Origin of the sequence: Mucilaginibacter ginsenosidivorax, from assembly GCF_007971525.1 — a bacterium.
Lineage (GTDB): Bacteria > Bacteroidota > Bacteroidia > Sphingobacteriales > Sphingobacteriaceae > Mucilaginibacter > Mucilaginibacter ginsenosidivorax.
This window is the reverse complement of record NZ_CP042437.1, coordinates 2,697,162-2,714,639: the sequence shown is the minus strand read 5'-3', so window position 1 is coordinate 2,714,639 and position 17,478 is coordinate 2,697,162. Positions and strand designations below refer to the sequence as shown.

Annotated in this window: 20 protein-coding genes; 8 read left to right on the top strand and 12 right to left on the bottom strand. The window is 44.0% G+C overall.

Features of this window, described 5'->3' with window-relative positions; all coding sequences use genetic code 11:
• Positions 1 to 13 precede the first annotated feature (13 nt).
• Positions 14 to 565 (bottom strand): DUF922 domain-containing protein, encoded by a 552-nt coding sequence (locus tag FSB76_RS11265; RefSeq protein ID WP_147053670.1) that lies wholly within the window; start codon positions 563 to 565, stop codon positions 14 to 16.
• Positions 566 to 586: 21 nt separating this feature from the next.
• On the bottom strand, positions 587 to 1,525 hold the full coding sequence (locus tag FSB76_RS11260; RefSeq protein WP_147053669.1) for an SPFH domain-containing protein: 939 nt from the start codon (positions 1,523 to 1,525) through the stop codon (positions 587 to 589).
• A 90-nt stretch (positions 1,526 to 1,615) separates the two neighbouring features.
• Here FSB76_RS11260 and FSB76_RS11255 point away from each other — a divergent pair, with 90 nt between their 5' ends.
• Positions 1,616 to 1,801 carry a hypothetical protein gene (locus FSB76_RS11255; protein WP_147053668.1) on the top strand — a complete coding sequence of 62 codons (186 nt, stop codon included), beginning with the start codon at positions 1,616 to 1,618 and terminating at the stop codon, positions 1,799 to 1,801.
• 96 nt (positions 1,802 to 1,897) lie between these two features.
• Here FSB76_RS11255 and FSB76_RS11250 read toward each other — a convergent pair whose 3' ends face one another.
• The 5 genes from FSB76_RS11250 to FSB76_RS11230 form a co-directional block, all read right to left on the bottom strand.
• Entirely contained in the window at positions 1,898 to 2,731 is an 834-nt protein-coding gene (locus FSB76_RS11250) for a maleylpyruvate isomerase N-terminal domain-containing protein (RefSeq protein WP_147053667.1), read from the bottom strand.
• Between the two features lie 211 nt (positions 2,732 to 2,942).
• Positions 2,943 to 3,455 carry a shikimate kinase gene (locus FSB76_RS11245; protein ID WP_147053666.1) on the bottom strand — a complete coding sequence of 171 codons (513 nt, stop codon included), beginning with the start codon at positions 3,453 to 3,455 and terminating at the stop codon, positions 2,943 to 2,945.
• 190 nt (positions 3,456 to 3,645) lie between these two features.
• The gene (locus FSB76_RS11240) at positions 3,646 to 4,704 is read right to left on the bottom strand and encodes an ABC transporter permease (protein WP_147053665.1); all 1,059 of its coding nucleotides are present in this window, start codon (positions 4,702 to 4,704) and stop codon (positions 3,646 to 3,648) included.
• A 2-nt stretch (positions 4,705 to 4,706) separates the two neighbouring features.
• On the bottom strand, positions 4,707 to 5,858 hold the full coding sequence (locus FSB76_RS11235) for a BT_3928 family protein (protein ID WP_147053664.1): 1,152 nt from the start codon (positions 5,856 to 5,858) through the stop codon (positions 4,707 to 4,709).
• A complete protein-coding gene (locus tag FSB76_RS11230; RefSeq protein WP_147053663.1) occupies positions 5,855 to 6,337 on the bottom strand; it encodes a DUF1599 domain-containing protein in 483 nt (160 codons plus the stop codon). Before FSB76_RS11230 ends, FSB76_RS11235 begins: the two co-directional genes overlap by 4 nt.
• Positions 6,338 to 6,501: 164 nt before the next feature.
• Between FSB76_RS11230 and folP the strand changes: the two genes are divergently transcribed.
• Positions 6,502 to 7,353, top strand: coding sequence for a dihydropteroate synthase (gene folP, locus FSB76_RS11225; RefSeq protein WP_147053662.1), 852 nt, complete (start codon positions 6,502 to 6,504; stop codon positions 7,351 to 7,353).
• 273 nt (positions 7,354 to 7,626) lie between these two features.
• Positions 7,627 to 8,130, top strand: a complete 504-nt coding sequence (locus tag FSB76_RS11220; RefSeq protein ID WP_147053661.1) for a GtrA family protein — start codon at positions 7,627 to 7,629, stop codon at positions 8,128 to 8,130.
• A gap of 11 nt (positions 8,131 to 8,141) precedes the next feature.
• Here the strand turns inward: FSB76_RS11220 and FSB76_RS11215 are convergent, their stop codons facing one another.
• The 5 genes from FSB76_RS11215 to FSB76_RS11195 form a co-directional block, all read right to left on the bottom strand.
• Positions 8,142 to 8,816 (bottom strand): carotenoid biosynthesis protein, encoded by a 675-nt coding sequence (locus FSB76_RS11215; protein ID WP_147053660.1) that lies wholly within the window; start codon positions 8,814 to 8,816, stop codon positions 8,142 to 8,144.
• Positions 8,795 to 9,883: a glycosyltransferase family 2 protein gene (locus FSB76_RS11210; RefSeq protein WP_147053659.1), complete on the bottom strand. Its 1,089-nt coding sequence runs from the start codon at positions 9,881 to 9,883 to the stop codon at positions 8,795 to 8,797. The genes FSB76_RS11215 and FSB76_RS11210 overlap by 22 nt, the downstream gene beginning before the upstream one ends.
• A 1-nt stretch (position 9,884) precedes the next feature.
• The gene (locus tag FSB76_RS11205) at positions 9,885 to 10,505 is read right to left on the bottom strand and encodes a 1-acyl-sn-glycerol-3-phosphate acyltransferase (RefSeq protein ID WP_158642881.1); all 621 of its coding nucleotides are present in this window, start codon (positions 10,503 to 10,505) and stop codon (positions 9,885 to 9,887) included.
• Positions 10,506 to 10,607: 102 nt separating this feature from the next.
• Positions 10,608 to 11,231, bottom strand: a complete 624-nt coding sequence (locus FSB76_RS11200; protein ID WP_147053657.1) for a 1-acyl-sn-glycerol-3-phosphate acyltransferase — start codon at positions 11,229 to 11,231, stop codon at positions 10,608 to 10,610.
• An 81-nt stretch (positions 11,232 to 11,312) separates the two neighbouring features.
• A complete protein-coding gene (locus FSB76_RS11195; RefSeq protein ID WP_147053656.1) occupies positions 11,313 to 12,146 on the bottom strand; it encodes an alpha/beta fold hydrolase in 834 nt (277 codons plus the stop codon).
• Between the two features lie 289 nt (positions 12,147 to 12,435).
• On the opposite strand from FSB76_RS11195, the gene FSB76_RS11190 reads away from it, so the two are divergent.
• The 5 genes from FSB76_RS11190 to FSB76_RS11170 all read left to right on the top strand — a co-directional run bounded on the left by FSB76_RS11190 (position 12,436) and on the right by FSB76_RS11170 (position 17,475).
• Entirely contained in the window at positions 12,436 to 12,981 is a 546-nt protein-coding gene (locus tag FSB76_RS11190; RefSeq protein WP_147053655.1) for a YciE/YciF ferroxidase family protein, read from the top strand.
• Between the two features lie 340 nt (positions 12,982 to 13,321).
• The gene (locus FSB76_RS11185) at positions 13,322 to 14,377 is read left to right on the top strand and encodes an AAA family ATPase (protein ID WP_147053654.1); all 1,056 of its coding nucleotides are present in this window, start codon (positions 13,322 to 13,324) and stop codon (positions 14,375 to 14,377) included.
• A gap of 271 nt (positions 14,378 to 14,648) precedes the next feature.
• Entirely contained in the window at positions 14,649 to 15,524 is an 876-nt protein-coding gene (locus tag FSB76_RS11180) for a DUF58 domain-containing protein (protein WP_147053653.1), read from the top strand.
• On the top strand, positions 15,521 to 16,477 hold the full coding sequence (locus tag FSB76_RS11175) for a protein BatD (protein ID WP_147053652.1): 957 nt from the start codon (positions 15,521 to 15,523) through the stop codon (positions 16,475 to 16,477). The genes FSB76_RS11180 and FSB76_RS11175 overlap by 4 nt, the downstream gene beginning before the upstream one ends.
• On the top strand, positions 16,474 to 17,475 hold the full coding sequence (locus FSB76_RS11170; protein ID WP_225976487.1) for a vWA domain-containing protein: 1,002 nt from the start codon (positions 16,474 to 16,476) through the stop codon (positions 17,473 to 17,475). Before FSB76_RS11175 ends, FSB76_RS11170 begins: the two co-directional genes overlap by 4 nt.
• Positions 17,476 to 17,478: the final 3 nt, after the last annotated feature.

Here is a 17,478-nt window from a genome sequence, read left to right as displayed (position 1 = left end):
TTCGACTTAAATACTACTCTTCCGGTTCATATTCCAGCCGTTTTTGGAAGTATAGGTCCCAGCTGTGTTGCTGCTGGCGGTTGGTCATGTGCTGGGTATCTTCGTCGTAATTGGAGTTAAGCTGCTTGTATTTGGCATCTATGCGGTTAAAAAGCGCCATGGCCTCATTGCGGTAATTGTAGCTAAAACGGGTTTTGCTTATCTGCCTTAATATCTCCTGTTGCTCCAGGTAAGCAATCAGGTAATGGCCCTGTTCGTGCTTCAGTATTTCGGAAAGCATCTCCTGCGAGGTTACGCGGCTCCTGTCGAGCCATGATTTATAGTTGTTGAGCAGCAGGTTTACGGTTGCCGTAAGGATATAGGATCCGCTGCGGTTACTGGCTTCGTATTTAAAATCGATGGTACAGTTGGTATAGGCTACAACCCCACCGGCATTTGCCCGTGGGGTGCCCAAAAAATCATTAATAGTTAGGGGATGATAGCGCTGGTACTGCTGCGCATTGGCGGTTATCGTCATTAAACATATGGCGGCGGCGCCAATCAACTTCACTAATCGTACTTCCATTAAGTGTAGGGGTTAAAACTTTCACTTTTTGACGTCGTCGGTATGTAAAAGGTTTAAGGCCATCATTTCTTTTAATGTATGCTGCATGGCATCGGTTGATCCATCCAGGAAAATCACGTTTCCTTTTGAGTTTTCAGAAAAGTGTTTGATAGATTCTGTCCACATGGTAAATAATATCACCGAGGTATCCATGTTGGCGCCAGCCATTTCTTTGGCGGCAACCGTCATACCGCGGGCAACTTCCTCGCGGAATAAGGCTATACCCTGGCCGCGCAGCTGTGCAGCCTCACGCTCGGCCTGGGCCGAAATTTTGATGGCATTACCCTCTGCTTCCGCCGCTTTGGTTTTGGTGATCAGCAGGGCCTGGCCTTCGTTTTCGGCGGCGGCTTTCAGGTTATTTGATGCCACTACCTGGCTCATCGATTTCATGATCACATCATCAAAAGTGATGTCGTTCAGCTGCAAATCCTGCAGGTGGTAGCCCCAGCCTTCCAGTATCACATCCAGTTGTTCCTTTACGTGCTCCACAATATCGCGGCGCAGTATCAAAACCTCGCTCTGGCGTTTGGTGGCCACAAAAGCACGGATAGAGCCCTCAACCGTGCGGATAAGCGCCTGCATCAGGTTGCGTTCGTCAACAAATTTAAAAGCCACATTTTTGATGGTTTCTTCCTGTTGGTCCAATACCGAGTACAGGAGCATCGCCTTAAAGTAAACATTAGCCTGATCGTAAGTTACTGCCTGAAATTCCAGTTCGACAGAGCGGTTCTGGATAGAAATTTTGGAGTAAATATTTTCGATAAATGGCAGCTTAAAATTAAGCCCCGGCGTAAGTATGCGGCGGTACTTGCCAAAGATGGTAATTACCACTATTGTGCCCTGTTTTACAGACACAAAGGATGATAGTATGATTACCAAAATAATAAATACAATGAGTAATGTGATGATTGAACCTGTCATGAGGGTTTATTATTAATTAAATAAATATAGATAAATTATTGGTGTGTTATTTGTTTTTATAAAATGCTAACTAAAACAGCATATCAAATCATGAACTTAAAACGTACTTTCGGCGCCATACTTACCGTACTCGGTATCATCGGCTTAATTTATGCAGGCATTGGTGTTATTAACCATAGTAGCCAGGTTACCACACTAATTGTAGTAGGTATAATAGCTATTTTATTTTTCTTTACGGGCATCAGCCTCGTGCGCAATACTAAAGACGAGGCCTGATTTATAGTCTTAAGTTCAAAGTCGGGAGTCTTTAGTCAGAAAATAATAGCATTACTTCAAACTCGCGACTAAAGGCTATAGACTTTGGACTTCCTGCTAAGCCATTACCGATACCATTTGGAGCACCTGCCCGGCAAGCGTCGCATTCCCGGTTATTTCAACCCGCGTTTTTACATCGTCCGGGCGGATGCTTTTAGAAAACAATTTCCAGGCAATATCCGGTGGTATTTTTACGGTGGCAGCAAAGCTGTCGGTATCGGCATCTTTTAATAAATGCCATCCGTCTTTTATTTTCTTAAGGTACCAGTTGCCACCAATGCCGGATGTGATGGTAATTTTGATGAGGGTGTTTACAGGTGCGCCCGTATTTTTAAAAGTATGGGGTAGTCCTTTGAAAAAAGTATCAATAAAAGGATAAAAAAACTCGCGCGTCATGATACCATCGCGGCCGGTTGCTTCCCTTATTTGCTGCTGGTGATGCCATTTTTCGGTGTATTCGCGGGCAAGGTGCATCCAGTTAAGACTTTCCTGTTCGCCTGCCCAGCCAACAGAAAATATGGCGGTGTCATTAGGGTTCAACGACTCATAATAGGCAGATGCTAACCGCCCGGTTGTTTTATGCAGCAGAAGCAATATATCGGGGCTTATTCTTTTGGTAGCGTTCACCCAATCGGCATTAAGTTTATTTAGCCAGTCAACCAGGTCGTGATAGTTGTTGTTGGCAGGTGCAAGGTCGCCAAAATATTTATCGCGTTGAATGGATAAGGCGCGAATGTTGCCATCCAGCAGGTGCGATACCACATCCTTTACTTTCCAAGCTTTGGCCACCGTTTGCTTGTTCCAATCTGCCGGGGTTAATGATTCCAGCAGTTCCATCAGTTTTCCATCCAATGGTTTAAAAAGATGCCTTACTTCAACGCGGTTTTCCATGGTGATAAATTTATTGGTGTGATAAAATCCTAACCCTGTTGTCATTTCGAACGAGGAACGAGGAGAAATCCTGAACGCCCTGCATCCAAACCAGCCTATCAGAATGCAGGGCGTTCAGGATTTCTCTTTCGCCCCCCTCGCTACCGGCCCTCTCTACTCTATCGAAATGACATTTTTTTTATTTAGCTCTTGTCAACCGTTCAACTTCCATCTACACCACTTCGCCCAAGCCCAAAGCGCTTTCCAGTTTCTCAACCGACATGTCGATACCATCTACATGGTGGTGTGCTTTCAAATAAAAGCTTTCCCGCTCGGCCAGTTTGCCGGTAATAAATTCAACCAGGTCATCGCCTTTTTTGCCTTGCAGTACCGGGCGTACGGTTTTGCTGTTTTCCAGCCTGTCGGCCAGTGTTTTGGGCGATAGTTTTACGTACAGGGTTTTGCCGTTGGCATTCATCCAGTCCATATTGTCAAAAAAGCAGGGCAGGCCGCCACCGGTTGATACCACTACGTTTTCGGGATATTCGGTTTGCTTCAGCAGATCTGATTCCATCCGGCGGAAGGCATCTTCACCAAAGCTCGAAAAATATTCTGCTATGCTCATGCCTACGTTAGCTTCCAGCGCGTGGTCAAGATCAATAAATTCGTAGCCTAATTTGGCAGCCAGCTTACGGCTCCAGGTGGTTTTGCCACAACCCATAAACCCGACTAAAAAGTACTTCATAATAATATCTTTATTCGATAACAGTTATTTCCAAATTCCCCTCTTGAGAGGGGGCGCGTTAGGTATGGGTGGTGGCAGGGGTGTGTTAGCCAGCGTTCTTTTTAGTCGTACAACACACCCCTCCGCCCCTCTCAAGAGGGGATTCGCACATGGGCCTACGCTATTAAGCTTAATTAAGCCGCACTATACCTCAGCTTAATTTTACCCGCGGATCTATCCAAACGTAAATGATATCTACCAGGATACTAATCACTACAAATATAAAGGCAATAAAGAGTATTGAACCCATCACTACCGGAAAATCCGACATTTCCAGCGCATCAACCGTGGCTTTGCCCAGGCCGTTGTAGCCAAAAATGTATTCCACAAAAAATGAACCGGCCAGCAGCGATGCAAACCAGTTGGCAATGGCGGTTATTACCGGGTTAAGCGCGTTTTTTAACGCGTGCTTATAAATGATGGTATTGTTGCTTAATCCTTTGGCTTTTGCGGTACGGATATAATCCTGCCCCAAAACATCAAGCATGGCATTGCGGGTGAGCTGTACAATAATGGCCAGCGGACGCAAGCCAAGGGTGATCATGGGCAGCACCAGGTTTTTAAGCGTCATCACCTCGCCCCGGAAAGGATCGTAACTATACAAACTGCCCGACATGTTGAGGCCGGTGTATTTACTCAGCTCAAAACCAAATATCCAGGCAATGATGATGCCCGCGAAAAAAGCCGGCGCGGAGATACCCAAAGTGGAAAATCCTATTGCCAGCTTATCAATCCAGGTGTCTTTATGCACGGCACTCAGCACGCCTAAAAATACGCCAATAACAATAGCGAAGATCATGGCGGTAGTTGCTAATACCATAGTATTGGGAATAACCTCTAACAGCAAACTGGCCACATCCTTACGGGTTTGGTATGATCGGCGCAGGTAAGGCCATTTTAACCCAAGCACTTTGGCATCGCTTACCGCAAATAGTTTTATGTAATGATAGCGTTGCTGTTCTTCGGTAGTATTTAAGTGGATGCCTATGGGCGAAAGATCATTAATGTAATAAAGAAATTGTACCGGCTTGGGTTTGTCCAGCCCAAACTCCTTACGTACGGCCTGTAACGATTGCACGTCGGCCCGCTGCCCTTGCGTCATGCGGGCAGGATCAACGGGTAAAATATTAAACAAAAAGAAAACCACCAGCACCACCCCCAGCATTACGGCCAGCCCGTAAAATAATTTGCGGATGAGGTAGCTGATCATGGTTATTGCTTTTGAAAATACGTTTTAGCCAGATCATCATACTTAGGCACCGAATGATAATGCCATTTATTGATGACAAAGCCATTCTTTAACAGGATTACCCCCGGGTTGGAGCGGATCATGGTTTTAAGCGGTACGCCATCGGCATAAAAAACTTCGCTGATCATCCGGTGCTTTTTTACAAACGCCTGCGCACTTTGCGGCGAATTTGCGGTAAGCAGCATGGTGCGGATATTAAAGTTTTGGGTGGCGTTGATGGCCAGGGCATTCAGTTTGTTTATCGCATCTTCGTCGGTTTTATCCAGATCATAAGCTACGATGATGATACTGTAAAAAGGGCTTGCAAGCAACTCTTTGGTAAAATCATTGCGTTGGGCATCCTGGATAGACAGGTCGCGGATTGGCGGCTCGTAGCCTTTTTTTACCAGGCGGTTTTCCGGGTCGCCAACAACCTCCCAATTGGCATCCTTCCATATGCCGGTGCTCAGGTATTCCTTATCGGTCATTACCTTGGTTTCTTTAGTTTTCTTATTTTTTAGATGATAAGTAAGCACGAAAACATCTTTGGGCGCATTGGGCGGGGTATCCATTTCGGCCGAAATATTGGCGCCTATTTTATAAGGCAAAAAGTCAATTACCGGCAAAAAATTATAGGTGTAGAGGCCAAACCCTACCGATACAAGGGCCGCGCCGATAAGCCATTTGTCGCCGGCCTTGGCGCTAAATAAGGGTTTTATTTTAAATCGGTTTACAAATATTACCGCTACCAAAACCAGTAAAACCATATCCTTGCTAAACGATTGCCATGGGGTAAGCGGTATAGCATCACCAAAGCAGCCACAGGTTTGCACCACTTTAAAAAAGGCTGAGTAGAAAGTTAAAAAGCCGAAAAAGATAATGAGCAGCAATAAGCCCCAGGCTATTTTTACCGGCCGTACGCCAATAAGCAAGGCAAATCCCAGGATCATTTCCAGGGCACAAAGCAAAATAGCTATGGTTAACGACAGATTGTTCAGGAACGTGATATGGAAAACCTCGAAATACTCTACCAGTTTATAAGAAAAGCCCAATGGGTCGTTGGCTTTTATCAGTCCGGAAAATATAAACAGTAAGCCTACCGCTATCCTGCAAAACCAAATCAAAGCATTTTTCATTTTACTCCAAGTTTTATAAGGGCAAATACCGCGTAATTCAGCATATCCTGGTAGTTGGCTTTTACCCCTTCAGATGCTTCGGTAAGGCCCTGGTTGTCTTCAATTTGTTTTACACGCAACAGCTTCATGAGTATCAAATCGGTTAATGAACTGATGCGCATATCGCGCCAGGCTTCGCCGTAATCGTGGTTTTTGGCAAACATGAGTTCTTTGGTTTCCAGTACCCTGTCGTCAAACATGCGTTCAACATGGTCAACAGCCAGTTCCTGCGGTGTTTCGGGCGAGCTATCCAGCTGCATCATGGCTATAACGCAGTAGTTTACAATGCCAATATATTCGCCGGTAATATCGTCGCCCACTTTCGAGATCTTTTTTTCTTCGAGTGTGCGGATGCGTTGTGCTTTAATAAAAATCTGGTCGGTGATAGATTGCAAACGAAGGATGCGCCAGGCGGTACCATAGTCGCGGGTCTTTTTCATAAAAAGGCCCTTACAATTGTTTATTACCGCGTCGTATTCTGCTGATGTGTTAGCCAATGGTCTGAATATTTTAAAGTTGGAGCGTTGTAATTAGGGGGATATGCTACCGCTATAAAGTTATTAACTTTACCACATTAACCCCTGTCAATATTACAACAAACAAAGTGGCTAAAGATACATTTTTTCGTAAAAAGATAACCCTGAATGCAGATGGGAAACTTATAAGCCTCGCTACGCCGAAGGTAATGGGGATAATCAATATTACCCCCGATTCTTTTTATGCCACCAGCCGCAAGCCTTCTGTTGATGAAGCTTTGCAGCAGGCCGGAAAGATGCTGGCCGATGGCGCTGCGTTTTTAGATATCGGGGCTTATTCGTCTCGCCCCGGTGCTGTTGATATTAGCGCCGCCGAAGAAACCGACAGGCTGCTGCCTATTGTTGAGGCAATTGTAACCGCTTTCCCCGATGCTGTTTTATCGATAGATACCTTCCGCGCGCCGGTTGCCGAAGCGGCAGTTAAAGCGGGTGCGCATATGATTAATGATATATCGGGCGGCACGCTGGATGCCGATATGTTTGCTACCGTGGCACGGCTGCAGGTTCCATATATTTTAATGCACATGAAGGGTACGCCGCAAAACATGGTGCAAATGGCGCAGTACGATGATGTTTTTAACGAGGTACTGGATTATTTTGTAAATAAGTATCAGCAGCTGAAACAATTGGGCGTACATGACGTGATCATCGATCCTGGTTTCGGCTTTGCTAAAAACCAGCAGCATAATTATGCGCTGATGAAGCGCCTGCAGGATTTTGATGTTTTGGAACTGCCGTTATTAACCGGCATCTCTCGCAAAAAGATGGTTTACGGCTTATTGGGAAGTACCGCTGCGGATGCATTAAATGGCACAACTGTTTTGAATACCATCGCCTTAAGCAAAGGCGCCAATATTTTGCGGGTACACGATGTAAAAGAGGCTGTTGAGGCGGTGAGGGTTTGGGGGATGTGTCAGTAAATAAGATTATGCGGCGACAAAATTAATCATAAATTACCAACTGCCGCGAGGTTCCAACTCGTGGCTAAACCTGGTTTCAGCTTTCAGCTGAACTGAAGCCAAAGGCTTCAATCAGTTTTACCCACGAGTTACGCTGCGCTAACCTCGCGGGAGAAATAGAGAGCCTCGCAGGAGAAATAGAAGGCCGAAGTCGCTATCCATCAGTGGCCATTTTTAGTAAACAAACCACCTTGCCCAACTTTATTTTAATTATTTTACCTTTGCCTATTATCTATGAGAAAGGTACATGATTTTATAAGGCGCACTATTTTTTACATTATTGATCTGTTTTACAAGCCCTTTAAAAAATGGATGCCCTTACATACCTTCCGTTACGCGGCATGTGGCGGGGGCAATGTGGTGTTTGATATAACACTGTTTTCGTTTTGTTATAACTTCATTTTTAAAAAGCAAAACCTGCACATCGGGGCGTATACTTTAAGCCCGCATATCGCGTCGCTGGCTTTATCTTTCAGCATATCTTTTTGCACCGGGTTTTACCTGAACAGGTATATCGTTTTTAAAGAATCGGGACTGAGCAAAAAAGGCCAGCTTGGGCGCTTTGTTTTGGTAAACGCCATCTGTATAGTTTTAAACGTTATATTCCTCAAAATCCTTGTTGATTGGCTGGGCATTTATCCCACGCCATCAAAAATTATAGCTACGGTGTTTATCGCTTGTTTCAGCTATTTTAGTCAGACGCATTTTTTCTTTAAAACAAAAAAGGCAGCGGCCTAAGCAGTGGCGTATTAATTTAATAAGCCCAGAATCATAAAAAACACAAACTCCATGGCCAGTAAAGCAGGGCCGGCTTTACTCTGAGGCGGAAATTTAAATTTCTCGAATATAAAAAGCATCAGCGCGCTTACCGCAAACCAGCACACGTAATTTTTTATGGGGATGGTGTTGCCTGCCCAATGCCAGTAATCAAAATGGATAGCTACGGGTTCAATGAGTATATCAAGTAAAACCAGCACCAATGCGCCTACAAAAATGCGGACGTAAATATTTTTGATGCGGCTGCGCTGCGTGAGCACCCCGGTAGCATAAATAAGCAAAAACCAGTTGATACCAATCATCAGTGGAACGCCAAATAATTTAACGCCCAGCGTTTCGCCATACTTATAGCTGCCAAACAACCAGCCTGTATGCACCCCAATAAGCTCGGCAACAAAACCTAATGTAAACAGCAGCAACGCAAACAACCCGAATTTAGCATCGGGGCGGTTGTGACTGCAGATGATAACGCCGGCCATGAGCAATAAATGCCAGGGAACCAGATTAAGAAATTTAGCATCGAAGCCCGATAGGTTAAACCCTACGGTGCCTACAGCATGAAAAAGTATAATAATAATGATGGCAATGCGCTCGGTTTTTACATTGCCGGTTGATAGTTGCGTGTTCAAATCCTGCGCCCCTTCCATACCGTGGTTTTGGTGAGATATTTTTGGATAGATATAAAAGCGACGATCATCATGTTGGTCATTTGCAACGGATGCAATAATACGTTATACAAAGCATTTTGCCCGGATGTAAGCGAGATCATTATCCGGGTAAGGACGATGAGGCCGCACATAAACAGGATAAGCGGCAGGTTTAGCGTCATGACCAACATCATCGGGAAAATGATAACCAGCAGCAGGTACGTCAAAAAACCAAAGATGCTATAGTTAAACGCCGCCAGGAAATTTTTGCTAAAGCCGGCCAGGGCTTCGGTATAGCTTTTGTACATGCGGCAACTGATCATGCCGTTGGCCAGCAGCGCTTCGCCGTTATAGGCTTTGGCTTTTATGAGCCGCATAATTTCTACATCCTCTACCACTTTATCCTTTACCGCTTTATGCCATTGCTGCTGGTGATAAACAGGGGCATCAAACAGCATAAACTGCCCGCTGGCCGCCGCAACAGACGGATTTTTTACCAGCGATATTAACCGCACTGGCAGCAGGTTCAATAAGATAAAATGCATCAGCGGCACCACCAGGTTTTCGCCTAAAGTTTGCATTTGCTGGTTAGCAAACAAGCTTAACAGGCCCAGGCTGCCGGTGTGCATGCGGTGTACGGCGCTGTTAATTAAACCAGGTTGCACCTGCTCGTCAGCATCCAAAAAAAGCAGATAATCGCCATCGGCCTGCAAGGCAAGCTGATGACAGGCAAAGTTTTTACCTATCCAGCCGGCAGGTAACTCCGCTCCTTTGATTACTTTAAACTGGGCATGCGCCTGGGCAAATTTTGAACACACCGCATAGGTATCATCTGTCGAACCATCGTCAAGCACCAGTACTTCATAATGCTGATAATCCTGCTGGTGGATGGATTGCAGCAGGGTTAGTATATTGCCGGCCTCGTTGCGGGCAGGGATCAGTATGGATACCTTATCGGTATAGTGTTTGCCTACACGCCGTAATTTAGGATCGGATATAAAGTTGAACAGGGTTACTGTAAAACGCAGGATGATGAAGAAAAGGGTGATTAATATAATTACTGTCACTTTATATATCAAATTGCGTTTGAAGCAGTTTTGAGCTGCTATAGTGTTGCTGATAAGCCTCTTTTAAACCGGCAATGTTTGTATAGTTATTGTTATCTGTTTTTAAATAAACGGTTGCCGTGCTCTTTTTATGTTTAAAGTACTGAATAAATGTTGAAGCAAAGAGTAATTGATATTTTCCTTGTGCTTTTTGCATTATCCGGAGTACGCCTTTGTCAAAACGCACATCTTCAACATAATTTGAAAACAACTTTCCTTGCGGAAATATAAGTACAAGATTCTGCGGATCATCCAGTAGCCGGGCAGCATAATCAAGCGAATTAATGATATCCCTCGATTTTTTGGTGACCGAAAAAGCCCCCGCAAATTTAAGGTATTGCAGCATGTGCACCGTTTTTTCCTCAACCATTACGTGGTATTGCTTTTTTAACAGTTTTTCGGTTACACAATACAATATTAACCCATCCCAAAAACTAAAATGATTGGCTACCAGCAATACCGATTTGCTTTTATCAAGCCCCACATCATTAAATAACACTTCATGAAACTGCCGCGCCACTATCCATTTTACATAGTAGTGAATGATACGGTTTATGAAAATATTCTTTTTATTGCGAATCACGTTAGTTATGAGTTGTGAGTTTCGAGTCGGAAGTCCGCAGCCAAAAGTTCTAAGTAAGCAAAAGTTGACTTAATACTTAGCTCTACAGGCTTCCGACTTCAATCAGTGTTTCATATTTATTTGGTTTAAAAGTGCCTGTTGATGAAAATTGTTTACTCGTTCCTTAAGTTCATCAAACGTAAACTCACCGGCTATGCCGCAATCAAACAGGTGTATATAGGCGCGTGGTTTTAAGCTTTCAAAATAATCTATCAGTATGCAGTGGTAAACTACCTGGCATGGGCCTTTAATTTGTTCTATAATTTTAAAAGTGCCTTTCTTAACATCAATATAGGTTTCATGGTTCGATCTGATCTCGCCCTGCGGGCAAATCATCAGCAGGTTACGGCTATCATCTAATAACCTGGCGCCATAGGTTAATGATTCATCGCTTTGGCGCTTTCCCTTTACTACCGAAAACATACCCACATAACGCAGAAAACTATATTGAAGCGCATTTTCATGCTGCATCATTACATACCAGCGCCGTTTCATGATTTTAACTGCGGTATAGTTTGATAAAAATGCCTCCCACCAGCTAAAGTGATTACACATCATCAGCACCGAGTGGCCGGGCCTTGGTTCAAAAGGTGTAATATTTATTTCCTTAAAATTACGGCCCAGCCATAAGCGTACAATCCGCATATAAATGGCGCTTATCAGGTCGTTTCTGCGTGGGGTTATCATTTTTTTAGGTCGGTTATACAGAATCTATTAATTAATTTCACTTATATTGCTTTTATTAAATCAAAAATCCATGTGTTAGTTTTAAGCTTTATGCATTTTGCTTTTAGCTTCTAATAAATATTCGTCCAATGCTTTGGTAACCAGCCAATGCCCCATTTTAACGTGATGTATTTCAACATCTTCTGCAGCTGCCAAAAAATCTTTGGCTACAGATTTGGGGAAAAGATGGTCGTCTGTACCAAATATCAGGGTGCATTTTATTTTATACTGGTTAACAAGCGCTGCTATTTTTGATACATCGGGGTTTAGCAGCTTTATCAAATTTAAGGTATAATAAGTATCAAGCCTTTTTTTGGGGGTATCAATCTCGTTGTAAGCAATCTGGTAAAGGCTCTCATCAATCACCCCAACCACTTTTACTACCTTTAATAAAAACGGGGCCAGCCAGCTGCTTTTGGTGGCCAGGCGAAAGATAGATTTGCCAAACACGTTGTGTGTTATGATATGAAAACCCGTACGTTTAGTGAGTCCGTCGGGTGCCATCAGTATTATGTCGTCAATTAAATGGGCGTATTCCTCAACCAGGGTAAGCGCAAGGCTGGCCCCCAGCGAATAACCCAATACAGAAATCCGTTGCTCGCCATAAATTTTAAACCACTCCTGCAAATAATTGTACATCATTTGCTTGGTCATGCCGGCGCGTATCTGTTTATCGGTCCAGCCATCAAGGCGGCTCTCGCCATGAAAAAAATGATCAAAGCCGTAAACATGGTATCTGGTTAATAACGATTTTTCGAGCACATGAAACTGCTTGCCGGTCATACCATAACCATGGAAAGCAATTAATGGTTGTTTCCCGGTACCATATTCATGAAAATGTACTTTGCCCAGGCCGGGCAGCTGTAAAAAACCCATTGCCGCAATAATAACAATTATGCAGGAATATATGTGATTCTGGTTTTTACAACGCCATAAACCACTTGCAAAGGAGTGCTGCTAATAGTCGCGCGCATGATGCCGAAAGTTTGTTAATTACACAGGGTACTAATTTTAATACACCAGTAGTTTGCAAAATAACCCATGTATTGCCTAAAGTAAAGTTTTTTATATGGTTTATTTCATAATAATTAATATTATTTATAAATAACTAAATTTGGCATTGCCTTTGTATTTACATCAGCACATAACTTAAAAAACATTTACCATGGCAACTACCAAAACAAAGGCTCCTGAGCAAACATTAGATGTACAGGACTCGGCATTGAATGAATTATTTATTGATGAACTGAAAGACATTTATTGGGCCGAAAAACATTTGGCAAAAGCATTGCCAAAAATGGCAAAAGCAGCAACATCTGATGAATTGCGTGCCGCTATTGAAAACCACCTAAGCGAAACCGAAAGGCAAATTACCCGCCTGGAAGATGCTTTTGCATCGATAGACGAAAAAGCCGTAGCTGTAAAATGCGAAGCGATGGCTGGTTTACTTAAAGAAGGTGAAGAAATTATTACCGAAACTGAAAAAGGCAGCATTACCCGCGATGCAGGTATTATATCGGCCGCTCAAAAAATTGAGCACTACGAAATTGCTTCATACGGAACCTTAAAAACATTAGCTACCGTATTAGGCTACAATGAAGCCGCAGAGCTTTTGGACTCGACCTTACAGGAAGAAAAAAACTGCGATAGCCTGCTTACCAAAATAGCTGAGGCCGGGATTAACCAAAAATCAAAAACAGAAAAGGCTTAACAACACCTTTCTATATCTGATAACACAAAACGCCATTGCGATGTAAAGCAATGGCGTTTTGTGTTATAAATTGAAGCCTGCTTTGCGGGCTTTTAGGTATTACAGTACGGCAAATGTGTGCCGGGTTAAATAAGCCGAGTCCTTTGCAAGAGTAGCGCCCCAACCCAACCTCCGGCCCCCGGCATCAGACCTCCGACCCCAAATCCCTCAACCCTCGATAAAAAACCTATATTTACAGCTAACACTTAAAGATTTAACAAATTTTAACAATTAAACGTGGAATTTTTTTAGCAGAAAAAAGTTTGTGTGTTTAAGTTTGCTCTCGAAATAAAAAAGGTTCATGGAAGAATTTAAAAGTAGTACAGAAAATGTTTCATCGGGTGCTGTTACCGGCAGCACATCGTATTCAACAGATATCAGGGCACTTAATGAAATGATACAACGCGAAAGCGCTTTTATCGATCTGCTTAAGATGGAGATGGATAAGGTGATCGTGGGTCAAAAATATATGGTTGAACGTTTGCTGATCGGTTTATTGGCCGATGGGCATATTTTGCTGGAGGGTGTTCCGGGGCTGGCAAAAACCTTGGCCATCAATACGCTGGCCAAATGTATCCAGGCCGATTACAGCCGCATCCAGTTTACGCCCGATTTATTACCAGCCGATTTGGTTGGTACCATGATCTACAACCAGAAGAAAGAAGAGTTCATTGTTCGTAAAGGGCCGTTATTCTCCAACTTTATTTTGGCCGATGAAATTAACCGTGCACCTGCCAAAGTGCAAAGTGCACTTTTAGAGGCCATGCAGGAGCGCCAGGTAACTATTGGCGATAACACCTTCCCGCTGCCAAACCCGTTTTTGGTACTGGCTACCCAAAACCCAATTGAACAGGAAGGTACTTACCCGCTGCCCGAAGCACAGGTTGACCGTTTTATGCTGAAAGTGGTAATTACCTACCCCGAGCGTGAAGAAGAAAAAAGAATTATCCGTTCAAGCATATTACCAGGCGGTATGCCAAAACCATCCCCTGTTATTAAACCCGAAGAAATTGTACGTGCCCGCAAAATAGTTCGTGAAGTTTACATGGACGAAAAAATTGAGCAGTACATCATCGATATTGTTTTCGCTACCCGTTTCCCCGAGCAGTACAAACTGGCGCACTACAAAAACCTCATCACTTTTGGCGCATCGCCAAGGGCAAGTATCAGTTTAGCGCTGGCAGCAAAGGCTTATGCCTTTATTAAACGCCGCGGCTATGTAATACCCGAGGATGTACGCGCCATTTGCCACGATGTAATGCGCCACCGCATTGGCCTAAGCTACGAGGCCGAAGCAGAAAACATCACCAGCGAAAATATTATCACCGGGATACTGAACGCGATAGAGGTACCGTAAGGAGCCTCACCCCGGCCCTCTCCAAAGGAGAGGGAGGAAAAAAGCGAGATCTTCGTTTCTCCAAATTGTCATTTCGATAGAGCGGCGGAGGAATGAGCAAGGGGGGCGAAAGAGAAATCTTATACGACTATGCACGCATGCAATTCGTATAGTAAAGTTTGCGAACAGGGCGTATAAGATTTCTCACTATCGTTCGAAATGACATTCGTTAAATTAAACACATACTAATCAAAAGTCCTCTCCTTTGGAGAGGATTTAGGTGAGGCTTCTTATGGAAACCAAGGATCTTTTAAAAAAAGTAAGGAAGATTGAGATAAAAACCAGGGGTTTAAGTAACCACTTATTCTCGGGCGAATATCATTCGGCTTTCAAGGGGCGGGGGATGGCCTTTAGCGAGGTGCGTGAGTACCAGCTTGGCGACGAGATACGTACCATCGACTGGAACGTTACCGCGCGTTTTAACCACCCTTACGTAAAGGTGTTTGACGAAGAGCGCGAGCTTACCGTAATGCTGCTGATGGATGTGAGCGGTTCTGAAAACTTTGGTACACAGGGGCAGCAAAAGCAGGACCTGGCAACCGAGCTTTGTGCTGTGCTTGCCTTTTCGGCCATCCAGAATAACGATAAAGTGGGGGTGATATTTTTTAGCGATAAGATAGAAAAATTCATCCCGCCAAAAAAAGGACGGTCGCACATATTGATGATCATCAGGGAACTGATTGATTTTAAGCCCGAAAATAAAGGCACCAATGTGGGGGTGGCATTAAAGTACTTTACCAGCGTTATAAAAAAGAAATGCACCGCTTTTATCCTGTCGGATTTTATAAGCCCGGCATTTGAAAACGAGCTGAAAATAGCCAACAAAAAACACGATATCATTGCCGTGAGGCTGTTTGATAAACACGAAGAAGTATTCCCCAACCTGGGTCTTATCCCGATGAAAGACGAGGAAACCGGCGAGGTGGTGTGGATAAATACGGCTGATGAGCAGGTGCGCTATGCATTCAGCCTCGAGGCCCGCAACCGAACCATAGCCATGGGCGATACTTTTAAAAAATGCGGTGTTGATTTTACCAGCATCGGCACACACGAATCATACGTAAAACCATTAATGACACTATTTAAAAAACGGGAAGGCAGGAGATGATCAAGTGTTTTAAATATTTCCTGGTATTGCTGCTTACGGGTACTTTTTATACCGCTTTTGCGCAAGCCCCGCAAGCCGAGGCAAAACTGGATAGGGCCACCATTTTAATTGGCCAGCAAACCAGGCTTAACCTAAGCATCAGGCATAACATAAAGGATAAAATAGAGTTCCCTGCGCTGGTTGACTCCATTGCCGGTAAGGTGCAGATTGTAAGCAGCAAGGCCGATACTATTTTTGATAAGCAGGATCAAAGCATCGAGACCGTTCATCGCGCTTACAATATTACCGCGTTTGATAGCGGGGCCTATGTTATACCATCCTACGCGTTTAAAACCACCACAGGCCCGGTTTATACGCAGCCATTAACACTAACCGTACAAACCGTTGCTGTTGATACCACCAAGGGATTTTATGATATTAAGCAGCCGCTGGTAGTCAATTATTCGTTTTTTGACTGGCTGCACGATAACTGGCAGTGGGTAGCCATTGGCTTTTTGGTACTGCTGATTATAGCAGGCATTATTTATTATTTTGTTACCAGGCCTAAAAAGGTAATGGTGGTTGAGCCGCCTAAACCTAAAGTGCCGCCGCATGTAATCGCCCTGCAAAAACTACAGGAACTGCGTGGCAAGAAAGCTTACGAGCAGGATGTTAAATTATACCATATTGAGCTGAGCGAAATACTGCGCGAATATTTAGAAAAGCGCTATGGCATTAAAACCCATGAGCAAACGTCCGACGAGATTTTTGCAAGCCTGCGCACGCTGGATATTACAGACGATAACAAAAACCTGCTGCGCCAGGTATTGATACTTGCCGATTTGGTAAAATTTGCCAAGGAAAAACCGCTGCATTTTGAAAACGAACAAAGTATGGATAATGCCATCAGCTTTGTAAACAAAACCCAGCAGGCTTACCAGCCGCTGGCCGATAAACAAGAGGAGGGCAAATGAGCTGGTTTAAAGGAATAGAATTTGCCCACCCGGGATTTTTTTGGCTGTTTATCAGTATACCCCTCATGGTTGGTTGGTATATATGGAAACAGCGGCAACTGCAGGGCAACCTGAATGTACCTACCCTGCGGGGCTTTACCCTAAAAAAAAGCACGCTGCCAAAGTTCAGGCATAGTGGTATTGTGTTACGGTCGTTAGCCTTATCGGCTATGATTGTTGCGCTGGCCAGGCCTCAATCGTCATTAAGCTGGCAAAACAGTACTACCGAAGGTATCGATATCATTATTGCTTCAGATATTTCGGGCAGTATGCTTGCCGAAGATTTTAAACCCAACCGCCTGGAAGCAGGTAAACAAATTGCCATCGATTTTATAAAGGGCCGCCCCGACGACCGCATAGGCCTGGTGATATTTAGCGGCGAGAGCTTTACGCAATGCCCCTTAACAATTGACCATAGCGTATTGATAAACCTTTTTGCCGATGTACGTAACGGCATGATAACCGATGGTACGGCCATTGGTATGGGCCTGGCAACCGCAGTAAACCGCCTGCGAACCAGCCAGGCAAAAAGCAAGGTAATTATATTGCTTACAGATGGATCAAACAATGCTGGTTCGATACCACCAATAACTGCCGCCGAAATTGCCCGCCAGTTTGGGGTAAGGGTGTATACGGTAGGGTTGGGCACTAATGGTTTTGCACCTTACCCGGTACAAACACCGGCAGGGATACAATACCAAAAAATGCCTGTGGTAATTGACGAGGGTACCTTATCAAAAATTGCCAGCCTAACCGGCGGTAAATATTTCAGGGCTACCAATAACGAAACACTTAAAAATATTTACGAGCAGATTGATAAGCTGGAAAAAGCCAAAATTGATGTTACCCAGTATCACAAAAAAACAGAACTGTTTTTACCCTGGGCAATTATAGCCCTGGCTTTCCTGTCGTTGGAATTTATATTAAAAAACACCCTGTTTAGAGGGGCTTTAACCTAACAG